Origin of the sequence: Limnohabitans sp. 2KL-51 (genome assembly GCF_003063645.1) — a bacterium.
Classification (GTDB): domain Bacteria; phylum Pseudomonadota; class Gammaproteobacteria; order Burkholderiales; family Burkholderiaceae_C; genus Limnohabitans_A.
In genome coordinates this window covers 121971-144522 of the sequence record NZ_NESJ01000013.1, presented here as the reverse complement: position 1 = coordinate 144522, position 22552 = coordinate 121971, and the positions used below count along the sequence as shown (strand labels likewise).

20 protein-coding genes are annotated in these 22552 nt (G+C 63.3%); 10 read left to right on the top strand and 10 right to left on the bottom strand.

The features are described 5' to 3' along the window. Positions 1 to 17: 17 nt before the first annotated feature. The 7 genes from B9Z49_RS14865 to B9Z49_RS14835 all read left to right on the top strand — a co-directional run bounded on the left by B9Z49_RS14865 (position 18) and on the right by B9Z49_RS14835 (position 8945). The gene (locus B9Z49_RS14865) at positions 18 to 1022 is read left to right on the top strand and encodes a DUF1611 domain-containing protein (protein WP_108354212.1); all 1005 of its coding nucleotides are present in this window, start codon (positions 18 to 20) and stop codon (positions 1020 to 1022) included. Further along, the gene (dgcA, locus tag B9Z49_RS14860) at positions 1019 to 2005 is read left to right on the top strand and encodes an N-acetyl-D-Glu racemase DgcA (protein WP_199225073.1); all 987 of its coding nucleotides are present in this window, start codon (positions 1019 to 1021) and stop codon (positions 2003 to 2005) included. The genes B9Z49_RS14865 and dgcA overlap by 4 nt, the downstream gene beginning before the upstream one ends. Beyond that, positions 1968 to 2951 (top strand): alpha/beta hydrolase, encoded by a 984-nt coding sequence (locus tag B9Z49_RS14855; protein ID WP_146188537.1) that lies wholly within the window; start codon positions 1968 to 1970, stop codon positions 2949 to 2951. The genes dgcA and B9Z49_RS14855 overlap by 38 nt, the downstream gene beginning before the upstream one ends. A 38-nt stretch (positions 2952 to 2989) precedes the next feature. Further along, positions 2990 to 4471: a carboxypeptidase M32 gene (locus B9Z49_RS14850; RefSeq protein ID WP_108354210.1), complete on the top strand. Its 1482-nt coding sequence runs from the start codon at positions 2990 to 2992 to the stop codon at positions 4469 to 4471. Further along, positions 4455 to 5825, top strand: a complete 1371-nt coding sequence (locus B9Z49_RS14845) for an MFS transporter (RefSeq protein ID WP_108354209.1) — start codon at positions 4455 to 4457, stop codon at positions 5823 to 5825. The genes B9Z49_RS14850 and B9Z49_RS14845 overlap by 17 nt, the downstream gene beginning before the upstream one ends. A gap of 529 nt (positions 5826 to 6354) precedes the next feature. Then, entirely contained in the window at positions 6355 to 7593 is a 1239-nt protein-coding gene (locus B9Z49_RS14840; protein WP_108354237.1) for an FAD-binding oxidoreductase, read from the top strand. A gap of 131 nt (positions 7594 to 7724) precedes the next feature. Then, positions 7725 to 8945, top strand: a complete 1221-nt coding sequence (locus B9Z49_RS14835; protein WP_108354208.1) for an alanine--glyoxylate aminotransferase family protein — start codon at positions 7725 to 7727, stop codon at positions 8943 to 8945. 96 nt (positions 8946 to 9041) lie between these two features. On the opposite strand, the gene B9Z49_RS14830 is transcribed toward B9Z49_RS14835, so the two are convergent. Next, positions 9042 to 12629 carry an indolepyruvate ferredoxin oxidoreductase family protein gene (locus B9Z49_RS14830; protein ID WP_108354207.1) on the bottom strand — a complete coding sequence of 1196 codons (3588 nt, stop codon included), beginning with the start codon at positions 12627 to 12629 and terminating at the stop codon, positions 9042 to 9044. A gap of 118 nt (positions 12630 to 12747) precedes the next feature. On the opposite strand from B9Z49_RS14830, the gene B9Z49_RS14825 reads away from it, so the two are divergent. After that, positions 12748 to 13203 carry an Lrp/AsnC family transcriptional regulator gene (locus B9Z49_RS14825; protein ID WP_108354206.1) on the top strand — a complete coding sequence of 152 codons (456 nt, stop codon included), beginning with the start codon at positions 12748 to 12750 and terminating at the stop codon, positions 13201 to 13203. On the opposite strand, the gene B9Z49_RS14820 is transcribed toward B9Z49_RS14825, so the two are convergent. The 6 genes from B9Z49_RS14820 to B9Z49_RS14795 form a co-directional block, all read right to left on the bottom strand. After that, positions 13204 to 13671 carry a DUF3237 domain-containing protein gene (locus B9Z49_RS14820; protein WP_108354205.1) on the bottom strand — a complete coding sequence of 156 codons (468 nt, stop codon included), beginning with the start codon at positions 13669 to 13671 and terminating at the stop codon, positions 13204 to 13206. A gap of 57 nt (positions 13672 to 13728) precedes the next feature. After that, positions 13729 to 14328: a DUF502 domain-containing protein gene (locus tag B9Z49_RS14815; RefSeq protein ID WP_199225072.1), complete on the bottom strand. Its 600-nt coding sequence runs from the start codon at positions 14326 to 14328 to the stop codon at positions 13729 to 13731. A 315-nt stretch (positions 14329 to 14643) separates the two neighbouring features. Further along, positions 14644 to 15642, bottom strand: coding sequence for a tripartite tricarboxylate transporter substrate binding protein (locus B9Z49_RS14810; protein WP_199225071.1), 999 nt, complete (start codon positions 15640 to 15642; stop codon positions 14644 to 14646). A gap of 136 nt (positions 15643 to 15778) precedes the next feature. Then, positions 15779 to 16090, bottom strand: a complete 312-nt coding sequence (locus B9Z49_RS14805) for a DNA-binding transcriptional regulator (protein ID WP_108354204.1) — start codon at positions 16088 to 16090, stop codon at positions 15779 to 15781. Further along, complete coding sequence (locus tag B9Z49_RS14800; RefSeq protein ID WP_108354203.1) at positions 16087 to 16425, bottom strand: type II toxin-antitoxin system RelE/ParE family toxin; 339 nt, start codon at positions 16423 to 16425, stop codon at positions 16087 to 16089. The genes B9Z49_RS14805 and B9Z49_RS14800 overlap by 4 nt, the downstream gene beginning before the upstream one ends. A 54-nt stretch (positions 16426 to 16479) precedes the next feature. Beyond that, positions 16480 to 17193, bottom strand: a complete 714-nt coding sequence (locus B9Z49_RS14795) for a YebC/PmpR family DNA-binding transcriptional regulator (RefSeq protein ID WP_108354202.1) — start codon at positions 17191 to 17193, stop codon at positions 16480 to 16482. A 138-nt stretch (positions 17194 to 17331) separates the two neighbouring features. Here B9Z49_RS14795 and B9Z49_RS14790 point away from each other — a divergent pair, with 138 nt between their 5' ends. After that, positions 17332 to 18243 carry an alpha/beta fold hydrolase gene (locus B9Z49_RS14790; RefSeq protein ID WP_108354201.1) on the top strand — a complete coding sequence of 304 codons (912 nt, stop codon included), beginning with the start codon at positions 17332 to 17334 and terminating at the stop codon, positions 18241 to 18243. Further along, positions 18240 to 19118: a DMT family transporter gene (locus tag B9Z49_RS14785; RefSeq protein ID WP_108354200.1), complete on the top strand. Its 879-nt coding sequence runs from the start codon at positions 18240 to 18242 to the stop codon at positions 19116 to 19118. Before B9Z49_RS14790 ends, B9Z49_RS14785 begins: the two co-directional genes overlap by 4 nt. Before the next feature lie 183 nt (positions 19119 to 19301). On the opposite strand, the gene B9Z49_RS14780 is transcribed toward B9Z49_RS14785, so the two are convergent. The 3 genes from B9Z49_RS14780 to B9Z49_RS14770 all read right to left on the bottom strand — a co-directional run bounded on the left by B9Z49_RS14780 (position 19302) and on the right by B9Z49_RS14770 (position 22545). Further along, positions 19302 to 20585: an O-acetylhomoserine aminocarboxypropyltransferase/cysteine synthase family protein gene (locus B9Z49_RS14780; protein WP_108354199.1), complete on the bottom strand. Its 1284-nt coding sequence runs from the start codon at positions 20583 to 20585 to the stop codon at positions 19302 to 19304. Between the two features lie 118 nt (positions 20586 to 20703). Continuing rightward, positions 20704 to 21171: a CoA-binding protein gene (locus B9Z49_RS14775; protein ID WP_108354198.1), complete on the bottom strand. Its 468-nt coding sequence runs from the start codon at positions 21169 to 21171 to the stop codon at positions 20704 to 20706. A gap of 189 nt (positions 21172 to 21360) precedes the next feature. Beyond that, on the bottom strand, positions 21361 to 22545 hold the full coding sequence (locus B9Z49_RS14770) for an MFS transporter (RefSeq protein ID WP_108354197.1): 1185 nt from the start codon (positions 22543 to 22545) through the stop codon (positions 21361 to 21363). Positions 22546 to 22552 lie beyond the last annotated feature (7 nt).

Genomic DNA, 22552 nt, shown 5'->3' with positions numbered 1-22552 from the left:
GATATATTATCCACCGCATGCAAAACCTGCGGAAACCTTATCTCCTCTTTCTTGGCGACGTCACGCTAAAGTCAGACGCCAAGACCGGCTTCGGATTACGCGATTGGTGTCCGGCTGACGTGATCGGCGAGTGGGCCTTGCCGCAAGCTACTGTGAGCCTGGGTCTGCCCGTGGTCACGCCTGAAGAAGGGGCGGAGCGGGGAGCCGGCTCCATGTTGATTGGGGTGGCACCGGTCGGCGGGCAACTCCCGCCGGCCTGGGTGCCTGCCTTGGTGCAGGCCTTGGACGCGGGTCTGGACATCGTCAGTGGCATGCACACGCGCCTGGAAAGTTGCCCGGCCCTGGCCGCAGCAGCGGCACGCAGCGGTGCGCGGTTGGTGAATGTGCGCCACTCCGACCTGCCCTTGCCTACCGGCACGGGCCGCAAGCGCAGCGGCTGGCGTGTGCTGACCGTAGGCACCGATTGCGCGCTGGGCAAGAAGTACACCGCACTGGCCCTGGCACGGGCACTCCAGGCACTTGGTGCTAAGGCCAGCTTCCGGGCCAGCGGCCAGACCGGCATCATGATTGCCGGCGAAGGCATTGCCATCGACGCCGTCGTGGCCGACTTCATTTCAGGCGCGGCCGAGTTGCTGTCGCCTGATAACACAACTGACCATTGGGACGTGATCGAGGGCCAGGGAGCGCTGTTCCATCCTGCCTATGCTGGCGTGACCTTGGGCCTGTTGCACGGCTCGCAGCCCGACGCGATCGTGCTGTGTCACGATCCTTCGCGCACCACCATCGAGGACTATCCTCACATCCCGCTGCCGAGCCTGCAGGAGGCGATCCGCCGCTACGTCGAGGCCGCGCAGCTGACGAATCCATCGGTACGTTGCGTGGGCGTTGCCATCAACTCCTCCTCGCTCGACGACACGGCTTGGGCCCGATATCGCCATGCGGTTGCAGACGAACTGGGCCTGCCGGTGTGTGACCCGATGCGCGGCGGTGTGGACGCGATTGCCAGGGCCCTGCTGGCATGACTTTGCGCGTAGAGGTCCTGCTGGAGCGCTGGCAGCTGCGCGAGCCTTTTGAGATCTCGCGCGAGGTGATGCATGAGCTGCCCCTGATCTCGGTCAGCCTGACCGACGGTAGCGGCCACACGGGTCGGGCCGAAGCTGCTGGTGTCGATTACGACGGCGAGACGCCGGCATCGATGGCGGCCCAGATCGATGCGGTCGCGACGCTCTTGCGTGACGACCTGAGCGGCAAAGACCTGCTGAACCTGTTGCCTGCCGGCGGCGCCCGCAACGCGGTCGACTGCGCGCTGTGGGATCTGCGCGCCAAGCAGCGCGGTCTGCCCGTGTGGGCCTTGGCCGGCCTGCCGCAGCCCAGGCCCGTGGTCACGGCGTTCACCCTCGGCCTGGGAAGCCACGAAGAGGTGCGGCGCCGGGCGCGCGCGGCCCGCGGCCTGCCGCTGATCAAGCTGAAGGTTGACGCGCAGCGCCATCTGGACCTCCTGCACATCGTGCGCGACGAGCTGCCCGAAGCCCGCATCGTGATCGATGCCAATCAAGCCTGGACGGCCGGCTTGCTGGCCGATCTGATGACCGATTTGATCGCAGCCGGTGTCGAGCTGATTGAGCAGCCACTGCCGCGGGGTGCGGACGATGCGCTGGCTGGCCTGCACTCACCGATCCCGATCTGCGCCGATGAGTCCTGCACCGACCGCTCCTCGCTGCCGGCCCTGCATGACCGCTACCAGGCCATCAACATCAAGCTCGACAAGTGCGGCGGCTTCACCGAGGCACTGGCCTTGGCGAATGAGGCGCGTGCGCATGGATTCGACCTGATGGTGGGCAACATGTGTGGCACCTCACTGGGCATGGCGCCGGCCTTCCTGGTGGCTCAGCTGGCCCGCTGGGCGGACCTCGATGGGCCCTTGCTTCAGGTGGGCGACCGCACCCACGCCATGACCTTCGGCCAAGGTGTTGTGCAGCCACCTCAGCCGGCCCTTTGGGGCTGACCTGGTCGAGCCAGCTCGCTCCTCGATATATACCCTCAACTGGACGCTCATCATGGAAACAACCGCGACATCCGCACCCAGCGCCGAGATGGCCCTCAATGCCCGGGTCATCGACTTCACATCCAAGGTCAACGGCCGTGCCTACCGGCTTTTTGTCTCCATCCCCACGCGGCGGCCGACGCCGCCGGAAGGCCATGCAGTCGTTTACCTGATCGACGGCAACCTGCACTTCGGCATCGCGGTCGACACAGCCCGTATCCAGGCCTGCTGGCCGGACGTGATCGACCCTGTCGTGGTTGGCATCGGCTACCCCACCGACAGCGTCAGCACCGCGCTGGAACTGCGCATGATCGACCTGACGACGCCGATCTCCGAAGAGCGTTTGCAGAAGGGTTTCATTGCGAAGATGCCCCGGCCGTCCGAAGGTTGGGGCGGCATGGACAACTACTTTCGCGTGATCGAGGAAGAGGTCAAGCCGCGTGTCGAGGCCATGGTGGCCATCAACCAGCAGGACCAGGTGCTGATGGGTCATTCGCTGGGCGGCCTCACCACCTTGCATGCGCTATTCCGGCACACCGCGATGTTCCAGCAGTTCGTGGCCATCAGCCCATCCATTTGGTACAACGACCGTGCAGTGTTGGCACACGAGACCGCCTTCAGTGACCGAGTCCGGTCGGGCCAAGTCAAAGCGCGTGCGCTGATCACGGTGGGCGCGCTGGAGTCCACGTTTCGCTTTGTCCCTGGCCTGCCCGCCACCGAGCAAGACTTTCGCGACATGAACGAAGAATGCCGCATGGTGCCTAACACGGTCGAACTCGGGGCCAGGCTCGCAGCGCTCGCGTCGCCCGGCTTGCATGTGGAGACCGTGGTCCACGAGGGCGACGACCACAACATGGTGCCGCCCGCAGGCATCGCGCGCGGGGTGCGCTTCGCTTTTCGGCGATAGCCGACCTGCTGCCGCAATCCGACTGACGAGAGGTCTGAATGAGCAAGTCGCCTGCCTACGACGCCCTGGTGGCACACCACCGACGCGTGCATGACCTGGAGCATCTGCAGGCCATCGCCACCTGGGACCGCATGACCCACATGCCGCCCGCGGGCGGGCCAGCTCGCGCGGCCGCGCAGGCGGCTTTGACCGTGTTGATCAAGCAGTTGCAGGCCGATCCCACCCTCGCCCAGCAGTTCGAAGCCGCTGCTCACGAGCCCTTGCTGGGCGATGCGGCGTTGAACTTCGCGCGCATGCGCCAGGCGCGCCGCATCGAAGCCGCGATTCCGGCGACCCTGGCCGAGCGCCGTGAACTCGTCACCGGCGCGGCCATGCAGGCCTGGGGCCGCGCCCGGCAGGACGACAACTGGGACAACTTTGCCGCCGCCTGGGCACCGGTGGTGGCCGTGACGCGCGAATCGGCCGCGCGGCTGGGCGATGCCTTGGGTCTGCAGCCCATGGACGCCTTGCTGGAGCGTTGGGAGCCGGGCCTGCGCATGGCCCGGGTGAACGCCTTATTTGGGCAAGTTCAGGGCTGGCTGCCGCCGCTTGTGGAACATGCCTTGGTTGCGCAAGCCAATTCGCCGCCGCCGTTGGAGCCCGTCGGCCCCTTTCCGGCTGCAGCGCAAAAACGGCTGTGCGAACAGGTGATGGCCTTGCTGGGCTTCGACTTCGATGCCGGCCGCCTGGACACCACGCAGCACCCTTTCACCGGTGGCGTGCCTGAAGACGTGCGCATGGCCACGCGTTTCGACGAGACCAATTTCCTGCCCGGCCTGATCGGCACGATCCACGAAACGGGACATTCGCGCTACCAACAGAACCTGCCACGGGCTTGGCTGGGCCAGCCGCTGGCAGGGCCCCACTCGGCCGCACTGCATGAAGGCCAGGCTTTGATCTTCGAGCGCCAACTGGCACCAGAGCCCGCCTTCTGCCAGTTGCTGACGCCACTGCTGCGCCAGGCCTTCGGTTCGCAACCCGCGTTCGAGCCTGACAACCTGGCGCGGCTGCTGAAACGCATCCGGCCCGGCCCCATCCGCGTAGCGGCCGACGAGTTGACTTACCCACTGCATGTCATCATGCGTGTGCAGATTGAGCAGGCGCTGGTCGAAGGCCAAATCGAGGTCGACGACGTGCCTGCATGGTGGAACGAGCATCTTCAGCGGCTGCTGGGCGTGGACCCACCAGCGCCGTTCAGCCAGGGCCCCTTGCAAGACCCGCACTGGGTGCAAGGCATGTTCGGCTACTTCCCGGCCTATCTTCTGGGCGCCATGGTGGCGGCGCAGTGCTTCGCTGCCTTGCGCCGTGACGTGCCCGACCTGCAAGCCCAGGGGGCGCTCGGCAACTGGCTGGCGCCGCGCATCTGGCAGCAAGGTGCACGCCACGATCTGGACGCCATGATGCAGCACGCCACCGGTGAACCCCTGTCGGACAACGCACTACGTACACAACTGGAGCAACGCCATGGCCGTTCAAACTGAGGCCGCCTTGACGCCGCCCGAAAGCAAGGCATCCGAACGGGCACCGACGGGCGCGTGGGTCAGCTTGCTGGTGCTGATCGCGCTGGGTCTGTACACCTACATGGACCGGCAGATCTTCGGATTGCAGGCCGAGCCCTTGCGCAAGGCACTGGGGCTGACAGACCTGCAGTTTGGCCTGTTGCAAGGGGTCAGCGTGGCCTTGTTCGCGGCCGTGGTCGGCTACCCCATTGCGTGGTTGTCCGACCGCTTTGACCGCCGCACGGTGTTGGCCGGCTGCATCGCCACCTGGAGTCTGGCCGTTGGCGCCTGCGGCCTGGCGCGCGACTTCAACGAACTGTTTTTCACCAGCGCCTTAGTGGGTGCCGCCGAGGCCGGCTTGCTGCCTATTGCCTATGCCTTGATTCCCGAGCTATTTCGCGGCGGCCAGCGGCAGCTGGCCAACTCCTTGTTCATCGTCACCGGACGCTTGGTGGTTGGCCTCGTCATCGCGATGTGCGGGTGGATGATCCACGCGATTGACCTCTGGCGGCCGTTGCTGCCCGACGTTCTACAAGCCTTGCCGACCTGGCGGCTGGCCTTCTTTGCCACGGCGCTTCCGGGCATCCTGTTCGTGCCGATGATCCTGTTGCTGCCCATCAACAAGCGAGCGCTGGCTCTACCGCAGCCGGGCGCCCCGACAGCTGTGCAAGCCAAACAGCCGTCTGTCTGGCCGTTTTTGCGCAGCCAGCGCTTCTCGTTTGCCACCTTCATGTTGTCGGTGGGTTTGCTGGTGTTCGGCTTTGGCGCCACCGGCGCTTTCATCCCCGTGGTGGCCATGCGCCAGATGGGCGTGTCGTCGCTGGAACTGGGCAATGCAATGGGCATCGCCACGTTCGTGTCAGCGGGACTCGGGCTGTTGATTGCCAATGTGGGCATGAAGTGGCTGGCCCCGCGATTGGGCCCGATGTTGCCCGTACGGGTTCTGGCCTTCGCTGCAGCAGCCAGCGGCGTTTTTGCCGCAACGCTTTACTTGGCGAGAACGCCGGTGGAGCTGTTCACACTGATGGCCCTGCATCACACCTTCCTGATGGCCGGCACGATGGTGTTTCCGACGGCCCTGCAAGAGATGACCCCGGCGCCGCTGCGTGCGCGCCTTATCTCGCTGATCATCATGTTCAACATGGTCCTGGGTTCGCTCAGCCCGGCCGTCGTGGGTGCCATCTCCGACGCCCTGAAGCCGCGTCCTGACGGCCTGATGTTGGCGATGACGGCCACATCCACCACCGCCCTTTTGTTGGCCGCTGGATTGATGCTGCTCTGCGGCCGTGGCTATGTGCAGACCACACGCGCCGCGCGCGCTGTCGAGGCGTCCTGAACGTCTGGCGCAGCATGGTTCGGTCGATGCCAGGCGGAAGCAAGGCAGCAAGGTCAGATGGCCGCAGCCAAACCATGTCCTGGAAAAAAAACGGTACTGGGCGATGACGCAGCAGGCGTTCCGTCTGAACATCGTCAGAGCGCAGGTTTCAACTGAAGTCTCCGCCCCGCAAGCAAGAAACGGAGTCGATGCGCACGACGGTCCCTCCAGATGTGGTGGCCACGGCTGCACCATCCGTGACACACCATGTGGCGTGGTCCATCTGTTCCGAGTAGTGCCGCGCCCTCTAGAGCAACTCGGCCGGGTCGATTTCGCCAAAGGCCATGGCTTTGCCCGCCCGCAGCACCCGGGCGGTGACCAGGGCGTCTTGTCCTGAAAGAGGCTTCATGAAGCAGCTCGACAGCTGCACGGTGCTGCAGGTCTTTAGCTTCAAACTTCAAAGGGTCTGACCCCTATACTGAGCATTCTGAATTTGACCTTCACCAAGCGCATCAGCGCCTCATGGGCAATTGAACACTTTCTCAACACCATGGCTTCTTCCATCCTTGTTCTCGGCGCTGGCATGGTCGGCACCTGTACCGCCCTGCATTTGCAACAGCGGGGCTTCGATGTGGTGCTGGTAGACCGGCGCGTACCAGGCCAAGAGACCTCGTTGGGCAACGCCGGCCTGATCCAGCGCGAGGCGGTCGAGCCCTATGCTTTTCCGCGTGAGGCTGGCTTTTTGCTCAATGCTGCCTTAGGGCGCGGGGCCGAGGTGCACTGGCATGCGCGGGGCCTGTGGCAGATGGCCGGATCGCTGTGGGCGTATTACAAAAACTCGCACCACCAGCCCCATGCCCGCGCCGCCGAGGGTTACAGCCGCCTGATCGCCCACGCCACCGATGAGCACGACCTGTTGATCGCCGCTGCGGGTGCGCAGGATCTGGTGGCGCGTGAAGGTTTCCGTTTTGTGTACCGCACGGCCGAGGCCTTTGACAAGGCGGCGCAGCGGGCTGACCGTTTGCGCACCCGTTTGGGCGTGCGCTCGCAGGCCGAAAACACGGCCCGGCTGGCGCAGGCCGAGCCCGCCTTGCGCGTGCCATTGGCGGGGGCCTTGCATTGGCTGGATTCCTGGGCGGTGAACGATCCCGGCGCTTTGGTGCAGCGTTATGCAGAGCTGTTTGTGGCCCGTGGCGGACGCTTGTTGACGGGCGATGCCGCCAGCTTGCAGCCGCAAGGCGCGGGCTGGTCGGTGCAGACCACCGAGGGCCGTGTGGCGGCCCAGCAGGCGGTGCTGGCGCTGGGACCTTGGGCCGACGGCCTGATCCGCACACTGGGTTACCGCTTTCCGCTGTTCATCAAGCGTGGTTACCACCAGCACTACACCTCGCCCGCCCCATTGCGGCAGCCGGTGCTCGATGTCGAACGCGGCTATGTGCTGGCCCCCATGCAGCGCGGCCTGCGCTTGACCACGGGTGCTGAATTTGCGCCCATCGATGCCCCGCCCACCCCGGTGCAACTGGCCAAGGCCGAAGCGCTGGCGCGCGAGTTGGTGGATTTGGGCAAGCCTTTGCCCGAGCCGCCCTGGCTGGGCGCACGCCCCTGCACCGCCGACATGCTGCCCGTGATGGGGCCCGCGCCGCGCCACCGGGGCCTGTGGTTCAACTTTGGCCACGCGCACCAGGGCTTCACGCTGGGGCCAGTCGCCGGGCGGCTGCTGGCCGAGATGGTCAGTGCTGAAAACACCTTGCTGGACCCGGCACCCTATCGACCGGCGCGGTTTGCTTGAAATGCCGTTGCGGGCACTGGCGCTGGCAAGCGCCTGTTTTGTCTAAAGTCTGGTGCTATCGCGCAGGACACAGCGGTGCGCCACGCGTCGCTTTAAACTGAAATCTTGTTTCACCGACCCGCAGGCATGGCATGAACCGTTTTTCACCGTCCACTCCCCGAATCCCCGGCATCCGGTTTGTACATTCGCCGGGTCCGACCCATGTGCCCGACGAGGTCATGCACGCCATGCAGCGGCCCATGACCGATTTGTCCGACCCCCGGGTGGCGGCCATGATTGCGGCATGTGAAAGCGGCATGAAGAGGCTCTTGCACAGCCCGCGCTCTGAGGTGTTCCTGTTTGCCAGCAACGGCCACGGCATGTGGGAGTCGGCAGCGGCCAACCTGGCGTCGCCGCAGCACACCTTGCTGCTGGCCGGTTCGGGCCATTTTTCGGACCAATGGGCGATCCAGATCGAGGGGCTGGGCATCGCTTTGCAGCGCACACCCTACCAAGAGGGCCACCCCTTTGATGTGGCTGCGATCGAGCAAGCCCTACGCGAAGACACAAGCCACCGCATCAGCGCCGTGCTGGTGGTGCACACCGACACGGCCAGCGGCGTGACCAGCGACCTGGAGGCGGTGCGCCGCGCCATCGATGCGGCGTCGCACCCGGCGCTGTATGTGGTGGACGTGGTGGCCTCGCTGGCCGCCAGCCCGTTTGACATGGACGCGTTGGGCGTGGACGTTGCCTTGGGCAGCTCGCAAAAAGGTCTGATGATGCCGCCCGGTTTGGGCTTTGTGGCCGTGAACGCCAAAGCCATGGAATGGTCAGCCCGCCATGCCGAGCCGCGTTTTTACTGGGACTGGCAACGCCGCGACAGCGACAACCAGTCGGCCAAGTTTTGTGGCACGCCGCCGCTGGCCCACATCGCTGGGCTGGAGATGGCCATCGCCTTGCTCGAAGAGGAAGGTTTGCCCAATGTGTGGGCACGGCACCAGCGCCTGGCCGGTGCGGTGCACGCGGCGGTCGAGCGCTGGGCGTTGCCGGGGGCCATGCGCTTTCATGCCCGTCAGCCCGAGACGCGTTCGGCCTCGGTCACCGCCATCGAGGTGGCCCCGGGCATCGACCCCGAGGCTTTGCGCACGGTGGCGCGCGAGCGCTTTCAGGTGGCCATGGCCGGAGGCTTGGGGCCACTGGCTGGGCGGGTATTTCGCATTGGCCACTTGGGCGACATGAACGAGCCCATGATCTTGGGGGCGTTGGCCGGCATTGAAGCGGCCATGACGGTGCAAAAGATTCCTTTTGGCACCGATGGTGTCGCGGCGGCGGTGGCTTTTCTGGCCGCTCAGAGCGTGGCGGCATCAGTCTGAGACCAGTCCATCATGAAGCCTGCTGTCATACCCGGTAACTGGTCCGGTACCAAGACGTTGACCAGGCTGCGTGACGTGGTTTGCAGGTGAGCCGTGTCACGACGCCTTGACCACCGCGATGCCGCGCCAGTGACCGGTTGAGCGCTTGTCTTCGGGGCGGGCGTATTGAGTGGGCAGCAAGCGGTGCAGCAGCCAGGCTTCGCGCTGCTGCGCGGCCTGCACGTTGCGCAGCTTCACATGGCCAAAACCGCGCATCGACAGCGGCAAGGCCAGCAGGTCGAGCAGCGCTGGCCGTTGTGCGACCTCCAGCGTGGGCAGCAGGTTCACCAACAGCTCGCGCACGCGGCTTTCGTACTGTTCGATCAAGTCGCGCTCCATGCGCCGTTCGGCACTGCGACCAAACAGGTCGAGGGCCGTGCCGCGCAGGGCCTTGCCCTTGGCCAGCAGTTGCAGCGCAGGGCGCATCCAGCGGCCGCTCAGCTTGACTTTGCGCGGCGTTTGACCGGGCGCTGCTTTGAACAGCGCAGGCGGCGACATGTGGAAGTCCAGCTGGTAGTCGCCTTCAAACTGGGCATCCAGTTGGGCTTGAAACGCCGTATCGCTGAACAGCCGGGCCACCTCGTACTCGTCCTTGTAGCTCATCAGCTTGTGCAGGCTGCGTGCCACGGTCAGTGCCAAGGTGTCATCGGGCCAGGCGGCGGCCTGGGCGGCGCTTTGCACCTCGTTCATCAAGCGAACAAAACGCTGTGCCCAAGCAGCATTCTGGTAAGTGGCCAGCTGTTCAGCCGCTTGCGCGATGAAAGGCGCGAACTGGGAGGGCGCTGCGTCGAGCGCGGCTAGTACGTTCAGGGCGTCGGGTTGGCCAGCGACCAGTCGCCCCACCGTGAACGCCAGCAGATTCGACTCGACTGCCACATTGTTCAACCGAATCGCCTGCTCCAGCGCCGCCAGACCCACCGGCACCAGGCCGCGCTGCCAGGCATAGCCCAGGGCCAGGATGTTCGAGGCCAGCGTGTCGCCCAGCACCTGCTCGGCCAGCGCTTGTGCGTCAAAGGTTTCGACCTGCGCGTCACCGGCAGAAAAGCGCATCTTTTCGACCAGCAAGTCGGTTTGCAACTGCGCATCGGGGTCACGTACCGCGTCGGCCACCGGGGTTTTGTGCACGTTCACCAGCACGCGGGTGCGGCCGTGGCGAATGGTTTGCAAGGCCTCGGGCGAAGCGGCCACCACCGCGTCGCAAGCCAACACCGCATCGGCTTGTTGGGTGTCAATGCGCACCTGGTTGAGCAGCTGCTGCGTGGGCGCAATGCGCACAAAGCTCAGCACCGAGCCGCCTTTTTGGGCAAAGCCCATGAAGTCGAGCACACTGGCCTGCTGGCCTTCCAGGTGCGCGGCCATGGCGATCACCGCGCCCACCGTGACCACACCGGTGCCGCCCACGCCGGTGATCAGCAGATCCCAGGGGCTGTCTTTGCTGCGCGGGTGGGTGTCGGGCAAGCGAGCTGCTTGTGCCATGAGCTGCGCGCGCGCTTGCGGCGTTGCACCCCTCTTGCGGAGAAGTTGTCCGCCGGTCACGCTCACAAAGCTGGGACAAAAGCCGTTGGCGCACGAATAGTCCTTGTTGCACTGGGTCTGGTCGATCTTGCGTTTTCGGCCCCAAGTCGTCTCTTGCGGCAGCACGGCCACACAGTTGCTTTGCACACCGCAATCGCCACAGCCTTCACACACGCCTTCATGGATCATCAGACTGCGTGCGGGCTCGACCATCTCGCCCTTCTTGCGGCGGCGGCGTTTTTCGGCGGCGCAGGTCTGCTCGTAAATCAGCACCGACACGCCCGTCACCTCGCGCAAGCGGCGCTGCACCGTGTCCAGCTCTTCGCGGGGGTGGAAGGTGGCAATGGCCGGAAAGCGGTTTTTGATCGCGTTGAATTTGGCGATGTCATCGCTCACGATGGCCAGCGCCAACACGCCTTCGCTCTCGACCTGGCGAGCGATGGCGTCCACGCTGATCACGCCATCGACCGGTTGCCCGCCCGTCATGGCCACCGCGTCGTTGAACAAAATTTTGTAGGTGATGCGGGCCTTGGCCGCCACGGCCTGCCGGATCGCGAGGTAGCCCGAGTGGTAGTAGGTGCCGTCGCCCAGGTTCTGGAACACATGGGGTGTGCGCGTGAAGCGCGAGTGCGAGACCCAGTCCACGCCTTCGCCACCCATCTGGATCAGGCCGGCGGTGTCGCGCTCCATCCAGTTGGCCATGAAATGGCAGCCGATGCCGGCACGGGCGGTGGAGCCCTCAGGCACCTTGGTGGAGGTGTTGTGTGGGCAGCCCGCGCAAAAATACGGCAGGCGCTTGACCGCATCGCTGGCATTGCTCAGCATCTCGGCGGGCACGAAATCGTGCACTTTTAGGTGCGGAATGTTCAGCGCTTCACCCGTGTGTTGCTGCAGCCACTGCGCCACTTGCACGATCAGGCGCGAAGGGCGCAACTCACCCATTGCCGACAGCAGGGCCTGACCTTGGGTGTTGCGCTTGCCGACGATGGTTGGACGCACCGGGGCGTTGTAGAAAAGGTCGCGCAGCTGTTGCTCCACGATGGGGGCTTTTTCCTCGATCACCAGCAGCTCGCGCAGGCCTTGTGCAAAGCCCTGCAGGCGCGGCGCATCGACGGGGAAAGTCAGGCCCAGTTTGAGCACCCGAACACCGGCGTTGGCCAGCGCCGCTGCGCTCAGGCCCAACCTGCGAAACACCTCCATCAGGTCATGGTGGGCCTTGCCCGCAGTGACGATGCCAATTTGGGCCTGCGGGCTGTCGATCACGGTGCGGTCAATGCTGTTGACCTGGGCAAATGCGGCCACAGCGGCCAGTTTGTCCTGCAGGCGCGACTCGATGCGCAAGGAGGGCAGGTCGGGCCAGCGGTAGTGCAGGCCATCGGGTGGGGGCTGGTGTTCGGTGAGGTTCTTCACCTCCTGCGGGGTTTTCCAGGTGTCGGTCTGTGCATGGATCCCGTCCAGATCTACCGTGGCGCTGCTTTCCACCACCTCTGACAGCGCGGTCATGCCCACCCAGGCCCCCGAGTAACGCGAGAGCGCAAAGCCATACAGGCCAAAGCTCACCAGCTCAGACACATCGGCGGGCGAGACCACTGGCATGTGCCAAGACTGGAACACCTGGTCACTTTGGTGCGGCATGGAGGACGACACGCAGCCGTGGTCATCGCCCGCCACCACCAGCACACCGCCATGGGGTGACGAGCCGTAGGCGTTGCCGTGCTTGAGCGCATCGCCTGCGCGGTCCACGCCCGGGCCCTTGCCGTACCACAGGCCAAACACGCCATCGACCGTGCGTTCAGGGTCGGACTCCACCCGCTGCGTGCCCAGCACCTGTGTGGCACCCAGCTCTTCGTTGATCGCGGGCACGAACTCGATGCCCGCATTCTTGAATTTCTCGCCCTGTTTCCAGATCACCTGGTCCACCATGCCCAGCGGTGAGCCACGGTAGCCGCTGATGAAGCCCCGGGTATTCCACTGCTGGCGCTCATCGAGCTGGCGCTGCATCCACATCAGGCGCACCAGGGCCTGCGTGCCCGACAGAAACACCACACCGTGTGTGGCCCAGATGTTGTCCTGGAGTTGGTAGTCGCGCAGCGCGGGCGTTGGCTTGGTGGTCTGGCTGGTGGGGGGCATGTGTATCTCCTGGGTGAGAGAGTAAGAATAGACCTCGCATCAGCGAATAAATACCTTATTCAGACCTTTATATCGGGCATTGGAAGAATGAAATTCTTCATTTGAATAAAATTGGAGAATGAACGACGCCTACAGCCTCAAAATCCTCGAAGCCTTGCAAGAAGACTCGCGCATGACCGTCCAGCAGATCTCCGAGCGGGTGGGTCTGTCCACCACGCCCTGCTGGAAACGCATCAAGGAAATGGAAGCACAAGGGGTCATCACCGGCTACACCGTGCAGGTGGACCGCAAGAAGGTGGGCCTCAATTTGATGGTGATGGCCGAGATCAACCTGGCCCAGCACACTGACAAAACCGTGGCCGAATTCGAGGCGGCGGTGCAGGCCACACCACACATTGTGCGCTGCTACTCCACCACCGGCCAGTCCGACTATGTGCTGATGATCATGGCCACCGACATTGAGCAGTACGAGCAGTTTTTGATGCGCACTTTGTTCAAGTTGCCTGCGGTGGCGCATGTGCGCTCTAGCATCGTGTTGCGCGAGGTCAAGCAGGGTACGGGCTTGCCCCTGTGATCACAGCACCCGGTAAAAACTCAAATACACGCCGTCTGGCGTACGCCGCCCGGTGCCGATGAACTGGCTTTCGCTCAGCCAAGCCCATTGGGACGCGGTCGCTTCCAGCTTGGGCTGGCAGCGGAAATAGATTTCTTCGGGGTTGACCGGTTGGCCGTTCATGATGCGCTGGGAATTCTCCAGCGAGGCCACACGCAGCGCGGTGTTTTGCACAAACACGCGGCAGCCGTCATCCAGTTCGATCACATAGCGGGCGTCCAGGTGCGCCTGCGTGCCGCCGCCCAAAATCAGCTGAAAGTCCGCGCCGCCCGCCATCACTTTGCCATTCAAGCGGGAGCCGGTCACGGTGCCGCCCGTGATCGGGATCATGCGGCGCAGGCCCGCGGGTGTGTGGCCGACTTCCACAGGGGGGGCGATGGTCACGGCCAGGTCGCAAACATGCTCAAGTGCGGGTGGGGGCAAGGTCATGGCAGATCTTCCAAACAAGGGGAATGCGCAGTTTAAGGCGCAGCGCCTGGCAAGCTGTCACGCGGGATCGGACGGAGTTTTTGTGCTGCCCATCCAGGCCGTCAACGATGAACGCATGGCCTCTTCCACCGACATGTCCAGCACCTGCACCCATTCGCGTGGCACAAACACGGTGTAGCCGCCGATCATGTAGCCCATGGGCAGGTAGACCGCCACGTTTTGGCGGGTCTGCGCATCCAACGGCAGCTCGCTCAGGTTCTGGCGCGTGACCAGGCCGATGATGGACAGCTCGCTGTCCGGTTTTTTCAACAGCACCACCTGCTGCGCATCGCGCTCGTGTGGTGAAAAGTAATCGGCAAAACTTTTGAGCGAGGAGTAAATGCTTTTGACCAGCGGCAAGTTGGTGAAGGGCAGCTCCACCCAGCTGAGCATGCGGGTCATGAAGGGCTGCGAGACCAGAAAACCCAGCACCAAAATCAATACCGTGCCAAGCACGATGCCCAGACCCGGCAGATAAAATTCGCCCGTGAATGGGCGCAACACGCGCATGGCCGAGCCCTCCACCCAGATGACAAACAGGTAGAGCACGTAAACCGTCAGGCCGACAGGCAAAAAGCTGATCAGACCGCGAAAAAAATAGGCGTAAAGGCGTTTCATGCGACCGATTGTGACCGTGCGGCAAAGGGCTGGGAGGGACGGGGAAAAGTGCAATGGAGGACCGGTCTGCCGAAGTCGCTGTGGAGCCCCTGCAAAAGATGTAACAGTGCCTTGACCCCCATCGCCCGGTGGGCGTAAAGTGGCATCGCTGACATCGGGAAACCGATCGAAGCATCCTCTGGGGTGCATTCATGCACCCCGCCCACCAGAACGATGAAGCTTCTTTTGGGCAACCCCTGGGACGATCCTCTCGTGACGACCCATCGGCCCGACCGGCTCGCCGGTCGGGCTTGTCATTTTGGGGCTGCGCTGGTGTCAGTCCAGACTCAAACCGATCTTGCGCGACACTGCGCCCCATTTGGCAAAGTCCTTGGCCACTTTGACGACCGCCTGCTCCGGCGTGCTGCCGATCACGATCTGGTCGGATGCCTTGAGCCGCTCCGTGGCTTCTGGGGCCCGCAGTGCGTCGACCACCGCTTGGCGAAATTTGGCCACGATGTCATCGGGCACTTGTTTGGGGGCCATCAAAATCAGGCTGAAGTCGGCCTCGTAGCCTTTCACCCCGGCTTCGTCCATGGTGGGCACTTCGGGCAAAGAGGGCGAGCGAGCATGGCCCGACACCGCCAGCGCTGTCAACTTGCCCGAGCGCACATGCGGCAGCACCGTGGGCCCGGCCAGCAAACCGCATGGCACCTGATTGGCCAGCACGTCCTGCATCGCGGGGGCCGGGCCTTTGTAGGGGATGTGCGTCATCTGCATGCCGGTCATGCTCAGCAGCAATTCGGTGGACAAGTGCCCCGGCACACCCGCGCCGCCCGAGGCATAGCTCAAGGGCATGGTTTTGGATTTGGCGATCAGCTCGGACACTGTTTTGACACCCAGCGAAGGGTTGCACACCAGGGTTTGGCTGAACGAAGACAGCACGCTGATGGGCTTCAAGTCGTCAAGCTTGAAGGGCATGGATTTGTAGACATGCGGGTTGACGGTGAGCAGCGTGTCGGTCGCGAACAAAAAGGTGTAGCCATCGGGCGCGGCACGTGCCACGGTGGCCGCACCGATGTTGCCACCGGCCCCGGGCTGGTTCTCGATCACGACGGGTTGCTTGAGGATGGTCTGGATTTTTTCGGTCGCTGTGCGCATGACCAGATCAGTGGGCCCGCCGGGTGGAAAAGGAATGACGACTTTGATGGGGCGCTGCGGCCAGGCTTGGGCCAGGGCGCTGCTGCTGGCACACACGGCCAGCAAAGCCGCAATGAGGGTCAAACCCCGGGAGCGTGACGCAGAGGCAATGGTGTCTGAAACAAAAAACGGCATGTTGAACTCCTGAAGGATCTGTCCATGCTATCGAATCGCTCCCGAAGCGCCCACATTGAAAACCCTGAAGTGGGGCGTTCAGCTGTCGCCTGCAAGACCCGATAGGCGCTGATCATGCAGGCTTCGGCTTGATTGCTCAAACTGCGGCGAGCCGCTTGACGGTATCGGGGTAACGGTCTACCAAGTGAATCAGCAAGGCGGCCTGGGCGTTGGGCTTGGCGCGGCCTTGCTCCCAGTTTTCCAGTGTTCTGGGGTTGGTGCGCAGGTAGTGCGCGAAGACGGGGCGCGAGAGCTTGAGTTTTTCACGAATAGCCTTGAGTTCCATGGCACTGATTTCAGGGGCAGGTTTGGCTTCTATTTCAACGGTGCGAAGCGTGGTTTTGCCAACGCGCTGTTTAGCCAAGGCATCAAAGCCTTCGGAAATTTCAGCGAACAAATTGCGTTTCATTTGCGGGACTCCAGTTCTTGTTTGAGCATCGCTTTGAGCGCTGCGCGATCCTTGGGTGAGAGGTCATCCATTTCGCTTTTGTCATAAAGGGTAAAAAGCCAAAATTGACGCTGGGATTCCCACCAAAAATAGATCACCCTGAGCCCACCACGTTTGCCTTTGCCTCGCTGCGTATCTCCGTGTCTGATTTTGCGTAAGCCACCTGTGCCCGTGATGACGTCACCGGTCTCGGGTGCTTTGAGCATTTCATTTTGCAGGCCTCGGTACGCTTCATCGCTCAGGTATTCCTGTCGGTAGCGCTCGAAAGCTGGCAACTCAACAAAGAGTGCTTTCATGCATCATGATTGTACGTAAGTTGCGTACAAAATCAAGCCTGGCTTTTTAAACCCTTAACCCGCGAGCCCCACAAACACGTTCTGCACGTCGTCGTTGTTGTCGATCGCGCCCAAAAAGGCTTCGACTTCTTCGAGTTGTTCCGGACTCAGGTTGGCGGGGTCGACCGGGTTTTTGGGTTTGTAGCCCAGCTTGGCCGACACCACGGTGAAGCCGTGTTCGGGCAGTGCGCGGCTGACCAGGTCCAGGTCGGTGGCTTCGGTGATGAACACCGTCACGCCGTCTTCGTCGGCGGGCTCAAAGTCTTGCGCACCGGCTTCGATGGCGGCCAGTTCGGCGTCAGCCCCGGCTTGGGTGGGTTCGGCTTCGATGAAACCCACATGGTCAAAGTCCCAAGACACCGAGCCCGAAGTGCCTTGCTGGCCCTTGCGAAACAGCACGCGCATCTCTGACGCGCTGCGGTTCACGTTGTCGGTCAGCACCTCGATCATCACGGGCACTTGGTGCGGTGCAAAGCCTTCGTAAATCACGCGCTCAAAGCTGACCGCATCGCCCAGCAGGCCGGCGCCTTTCTTGATGGCGCGTTCCAGCGTTTCCTTGGGCATGGAGACTTTGCGGGCTTGTTCAACCACCAGGCGCAGGCGCGAGTTGGCCGACGGGTCAGCGCCGTTGCGGGCCGCGATCATGATGTCTTTGGCCAGACGGCCAAACAATTTGCCGCGGGCGTCAGCTGCTTGTGCCTTGCCTTTTGCTTTCCACTGCGCGCCCATGGTGTCTTCCTTGTCTTAGGATCAAAGCGGAGAGTTTAAGCGCTCGCCCATCGCACACCTTGGCCAACAAGGGTCTCAAAGGTCACAGGGGCGCAGGCTTGGCAGGTCAATAATGGCCGATCAGACACAACGCTGCCCATGAACCACCCTGCCTTGCCTTTGTTTCCCGGTTTTGCCCACCACCTGCTGGAGGTCAGCCCCGGCGTGACGATTTCGGCCATGTTGGGTGGCCAGGGGCCGGGCTTGCTCTTGCTGCACGGGCATCCGCAAACCCTGGCCATTTGGCACAAAGTGGCCCCCACGCTGGCGCAGCACTTCACGGTGGTGGCGGCTGATTTGCGAGGCTATGGCGATTCGTCCAAGCCCCAAGGCGGGTTGGACCATATCGCTTATGCCAAACGCAGCATGGCGCAAGACCAGGTGAGCCTGATGCGCCAAATGGGCTTTGAGCGCTTTGCGGTGCTGGCCCACGACCGGGGTGCCCGGGTGGCGCACCGGCTGGCCATGGACCATTCGCAAGCGGTCAGCCGCATGGCCTTGCTCGACATCGCGCCCACCTTGGCCATGTACGCGCAAACCACCGAAGCCTTTGCCCGCGCCTATTGGCACTGGTTCTTTTTGATCCAGCCGCAGCCCCTGCCCGAACGACTGATCCAGGCCAACCCGGCGGCTTATGCGACCGATGTCATGGGCAACCGCAGTGCCGGGCTGGCCCCTTTTGATGCGCGGGCGCTGGCCGAATACCAGCGCTGCCTGGCCTTGCCGGGAGCCGCGCATGGCCTGTGCGAAGACTACCGAGCGTCAGCGGGGGTTGACCTGGTGCACGACCGGGAGGACATCGCTCAAGGGCGGCGGCTAGAGATCCCGCTGCAGGTGCTGTGGGGCGCGCAAGGGGTGGTGCAGCGTTGTTTTGATCCGCTCAAGGAATGGCAGAAAGTTGCCACCCAAGTCAGTGGCGAGGCCTTGCCCTGCGGCCATTACATTGCCGAAGAAGCGCCGGATGCCTTGCTGGCCAAGGCCTTGCCGTTTTTGCAAGGGTTGGCAGCATGAGCCAGCATAACCGGCGCGGCATCGTCACCATGACCGGGGCCATGGTATTTTTTGTGGTCAACGATGCGCTGGTCAAGTGGGTCAGCGCGGACCTTTCAACCCCGCAACTGATTTTTGTGCGCGGGGTGATGACCACGGCGCTGCTGTTGGCCTTGGCTGGGTGGATGGGTCAGCTGCAGCTCTGGCGCACCACGCTGACGCGCTCGGTGCCTGCCCGTGCTGTGCTCGACAGTCTGGCGTCCTTCACCTACCTCACAGCGGTGTTTCACATCCCTTTGGGCAACGCCACGGCGATCAATTTGGCGGGCCCGCTGTTCCTGACCTTGATGGCGGTGTTCTTTTTGCATGAGCGGGTCACACTGGGCCGATGGGCACTGATCGTGCTGGGCTTTGCGGGCGTGTTGCTGGTGGTGCAGCCGCGCATGGGGGACTTCAATGGCTATGCCTTGCTGTGCTTGTTTGCGGCGGTGCTGCACGCGGGCCGAGACTTTCTCACGCGCCTAGTGCCTGCGCAAGTGCCCTCGCTGTTGATCACCTTGTCTACCGCAGTCATGGTCACCTTGATGGCGGGTGTGTGGAGTTTGTTCGAACCCTGGAAACCCATGACCACGCAGCATCTGTGGCTGCTGTTCGGCGCGTCGCTGTGTCTGGCGGCGGGGTATCACCTTCTCACGCTCAGCATGCGTCTGGGCGACATGAGCGTGATTGGGCCATTTCGCTACAGCGGCTTGTTGGTGGCGCTGGTGCTGGGCTATTTGATGTGGGGCGATGTGCCCAACCCGCTGGCCTGGGGCGGCATTGCGCTGGTGGTGGCGGCCGGGTTGGGCTTGCTTCAGTCTGAGCGCATGCGCAAGCAGGCCTTGTTGGTGCGTTGATCTGCGCCTTAATTGTGTGGTGCGCTTGAGTTGTCAATGTGCGCATCGATCTGGGCGCACAAGCCATCGCCCACAGGGTGGACGCCTACAGGGAGGTGCCCGTTTTTTGTAGGAGCCCACCCTGTGGGCGATAGGGCTCGGCACGCGCCGTGACGGTCTTGGCCCATGCGCCACGGCATCGACTCAGCGGCTGGCCTTGTCCAGCGCCTGGTCGATGTCCCACAGGATGTCGTCCAGGTTTTCCAAGCCGACCGAGATGCGCACCATGTCGGGCGGCACGCCCGCAGCCAGTTGCTGTGCTTCGTCAAGCTGGCGGTGCGTGGTGCTGGCCGGGTGACTGATCAGGGTACGGGTGTCGCCGATGTTGACCAGATGGCTCATGAACTGGGCCGACTCGATGAACGTCACGCCCTGCGCCAAACCGCCTTTCACACCAAAGGACAGCAAGCCTGACGCGCCGCGCATCTGGCGCTGCATCAGGGCGTGTTGTGGGTGGTCGCTCAGGCCCGGGTAATTGACCCAGGCCACACGCGGGTCGGTCTGCAAAAACTTCGCCACGCCCAGCGCGTTGTCGCAGTGCTTTTGCATGCGCAGCGGCAGGGTCTCGACGCCTTGCAAAATTTGCCAAGCGCTCATGGGGCTGAGCGATGCGCCAAACACGCGCAGGCTTTCCATGCGGCAGCGCATGGAAAAGCCAAAGTCGCCAAAGGTCTCGTAAAACTTCACACCGTGGTAGCCCTTGGACGGCTCGGTCATACCGGGAAACTTGCCGTTGTCCCAAGGGAATTTGCCGCCCTCCACCACCACGCCGCCCAGCGTGGTGCCGTGCCCGGCCAGGTATTTGGTGGCCGAATGCACCACGATGTCTGCGCCCAGCGCCAGCGGATTGCACAGCAGCGGGCTGGGCACGGTGTTGTCGATGATCAGCGGCACGCCGTGCGCGTGGGCCACCTCGGCCACGGCCGCGATGTCCAGCACCACCATGCTCGGGTTGCCCAGGCTTTCGGCATACACTGCCCGCGTGTTGGGCCGCATGGCAGCCGCAAAGTCTTCGGGCTTTGTCGCATCGACAAAAGTGGTTTCGATGCCGAACTTGGCCAGGCTCACGGCCAGCATGGTGACCGAGCCGCCATACAAAGCCCCGGCCGCCACCACATGGTCGCCCGATTGCAAGAGGGTCATCAGCGCCATGGTTTCGGCCGCCATGCCCGAGGCACTGGCCACGGCAGCACGCCCGCCCTCGAGTGCTGCAACGCGCTCTTCGAGCACCGCCACCGTGGGGTTGCTCAGGCGCGAATACACATTGCCAAAGGTCTGCAGGTTGAACAGCGACGCCGCGTGCTCGGCGCTGTCAAACACGAAGCTGCTGGTTTGGTAAATCGGCAGGGCGCGTGCGCCCGTGGCTGCATCGGGAATTTGCCCGGCGTGGATGGCCAGAGTTTCGGGATGGAATTGGCGGTCGGTCATGGTGGTGGATATCAAAAAGTCGGTTCAAAAAACTGCAATTGCATGGACAACATGTCGGCCATGGGACGTGACGCGTGCCTGTATTTGTAGGAGCCCACCCCGTGGGCGATCACTGGCCTCACACCAAGCGCCGCGCCGAGATGATGCCGGTGTTCACGCCCACCCAGTTCAGGCCACCGAACAGCCGGGCGTGTTCGATCTTGACGCAGCGGTTGCTCACAGAATCCAGCCCGGCTTGCCGAGCCAGCGCATCGGCTTCGGGGCTGGCCACGCCCAGCTGTTGCCACAGGCAACGCGCACCGATCTGCACCGCCTGCTCGGCAATGGGCAACACATCTTCGGCGCGGCGAAACACATCGACCATGTCGATCTTGAAAGGGATATCGCCCAGGCTGGCATAACAGGTCTCGCCCAACACCTGTGTGCCCGCATAGCGCGGGTTAACAGGCACGATGCGAAAGCCGTGCGACTGCATGTACTTGGCCGCGAAGTAGCTGGGCCGGTGCCATTCGGCTGACAGGCCCACCACGGCGATGGTGGTGCACGTTTTGAGGATGCGCCTGAGCGCGTGTAAATCGTTGTGCATGAAAGTCCTTCTGTCTCTTCGGCGTCGTTCTGTTGGAGTCTTCAGCTTAAGCGGCGCAAGTTCTTTCTAGGAGCCCACCCCGTGGGCGATGGGCGTGGAACACGCCCCACAAGCCATCGCCCACAGGGGTGGGCTCCCACAAAACCATCAAGCCAAGTACCGAACCTGTCATCTTCATAGGGGTCAAGTTCAATACGTCACCTGCCCACTGCGCTTCATCTGCCTTGAGGCCCAGGTGGCGCACAGTGACAGTACCCCGCACACCGCCATCACGCCCAGGTAGTGGCCGCTGTGGTCAAACACCGCGCCGGCCAGCACCGGGCCCAACAAGTTGCCAAAAGCCGCGCCGCTGTAGAGCGTGCCCACCACGCTGGCCACCGATCTGCCGCCAAAGTAATCCATGCAAATGGCCGGCAAAAGCGACACGATGCTGCCATAACTCAGGCCAAACCACAGCGCAAAAATCATCAACAAAAACTGCCCGCCTGCCGCACCCCACAGCACATAAGATGCGCCCATGGACAGCTGCATCAGCACCAGTGTTTGAGCCCGGCCCAGACGGTCGGCCAGCAGGCCAATGGCAAAGCGCCCGACCAGACTGCCCACGCCAATCAAGCCCACCAGGCCCACCGCAAACGCTTCACCCAGACCCAGATCTCGCGCCGAGGCCGACACGTGCGCGAACGGGATGAACATCACGGGCGAAGCCAGCACCGTGGCCAGGTACAGCCAGCGAAAGGTCGGGCTGCGCAAGGTTTCACGCAAAGTCAGGCCCGTGGCAGATCCGCCTGATCCGCTGGACGGAGCGGCCGGTGCGCGCCGCAGCAAAGCAGCCGCCAACAAACCCAACACCAACACACCCAGCGCCAGCACCTGCATCGCCTCTCGCCAGGGCATGGGGCCAATCGCCATGGCCACCAACACCGGCACCAGCAAGGTGCCCGCGCCCACACCCGAGCTGGCAATGCCCCCGGCCAGCCCGCGCCGGGTAGTGAACCAAGGCTGCACGCTGGCAATGGACGGGGTGTAGACCAGCGCAATGCCCAATCCGACCAACAAGCCGTAGCTCACGTATACCGTGAGCAAAGAGGTGGCCCAACTGGTGGCCAACAAGCCCAGCGCAATGAGTGCCATGCCCGCCGAGCACACGATGCGCGGCCCAAAGCGGTCGGCCAGCATGCCGCCGCCAGCCCCCATCACAAAGTAGACAAAGCCCGAGAGGCCAAAGATCCAGGATACATCGGCCCGTTGGGCCGAAAACTCAATCGCAAACGACTCAAAAAAAGCCGCGAACGAATACGACACCCCAAAGATCAAGGCCAGGCACACAAAAGTGGCCCAAACCACCACCCAGGCGTAAGGGGTTTCTTTCATGGAGTCT

Coding starts and splice junctions, on each gene's coding strand:
- B9Z49_RS14815 (WP_199225072.1), bottom strand. CDS start 14,328: ATGAAACGCCTTTACGCCTATTTTTTTCGCGGTCTGATCAGCTTTTTG.
- B9Z49_RS14845 (WP_108354209.1), top strand. CDS start 4,455: ATGGCCGTTCAAACTGAGGCCGCCTTGACGCCGCCCGAAAGCAAGGCA.
- B9Z49_RS14865 (WP_108354212.1), top strand. CDS start 18: ATGCAAAACCTGCGGAAACCTTATCTCCTCTTTCTTGGCGACGTCACG.
- B9Z49_RS14775 (WP_108354198.1), bottom strand. CDS start 21,171: ATGCACAACGATTTACACGCGCTCAGGCGCATCCTCAAAACGTGCACC.
- B9Z49_RS14810 (WP_199225071.1), bottom strand. CDS start 15,642: ATGCCGTTTTTTGTTTCAGACACCATTGCCTCTGCGTCACGCTCCCGG.
- B9Z49_RS14840 (WP_108354237.1), top strand. CDS start 6,355: ATGGCTTCTTCCATCCTTGTTCTCGGCGCTGGCATGGTCGGCACCTGT.
- B9Z49_RS14825 (WP_108354206.1), top strand. CDS start 12,748: ATGAACGACGCCTACAGCCTCAAAATCCTCGAAGCCTTGCAAGAAGAC.
- B9Z49_RS14790 (WP_108354201.1), top strand. CDS start 17,332: ATGAACCACCCTGCCTTGCCTTTGTTTCCCGGTTTTGCCCACCACCTG.
- B9Z49_RS14770 (WP_108354197.1), bottom strand. CDS start 22,545: ATGAAAGAAACCCCTTACGCCTGGGTGGTGGTTTGGGCCACTTTTGTG.
- B9Z49_RS14780 (WP_108354199.1), bottom strand. CDS start 20,585: ATGACCGACCGCCAATTCCATCCCGAAACTCTGGCCATCCACGCCGGG.
- B9Z49_RS14785 (WP_108354200.1), top strand. CDS start 18,240: ATGAGCCAGCATAACCGGCGCGGCATCGTCACCATGACCGGGGCCATG.
- B9Z49_RS14805 (WP_108354204.1), bottom strand. CDS start 16,090: ATGAAACGCAATTTGTTCGCTGAAATTTCCGAAGGCTTTGATGCCTTG.
- B9Z49_RS14820 (WP_108354205.1), bottom strand. CDS start 13,671: ATGACCTTGCCCCCACCCGCACTTGAGCATGTTTGCGACCTGGCCGTG.
- B9Z49_RS14830 (WP_108354207.1), bottom strand. CDS start 12,629: ATGCCCCCCACCAGCCAGACCACCAAGCCAACGCCCGCGCTGCGCGAC.
- B9Z49_RS14850 (WP_108354210.1), top strand. CDS start 2,990: ATGAGCAAGTCGCCTGCCTACGACGCCCTGGTGGCACACCACCGACGC.
- B9Z49_RS14800 (WP_108354203.1), bottom strand. CDS start 16,425: ATGAAAGCACTCTTTGTTGAGTTGCCAGCTTTCGAGCGCTACCGACAG.
- B9Z49_RS14795 (WP_108354202.1), bottom strand. CDS start 17,193: ATGGGCGCGCAGTGGAAAGCAAAAGGCAAGGCACAAGCAGCTGACGCC.
- B9Z49_RS14835 (WP_108354208.1), top strand. CDS start 7,725: ATGAACCGTTTTTCACCGTCCACTCCCCGAATCCCCGGCATCCGGTTT.
- dgcA (WP_199225073.1), top strand. CDS start 1,019: ATGACTTTGCGCGTAGAGGTCCTGCTGGAGCGCTGGCAGCTGCGCGAG.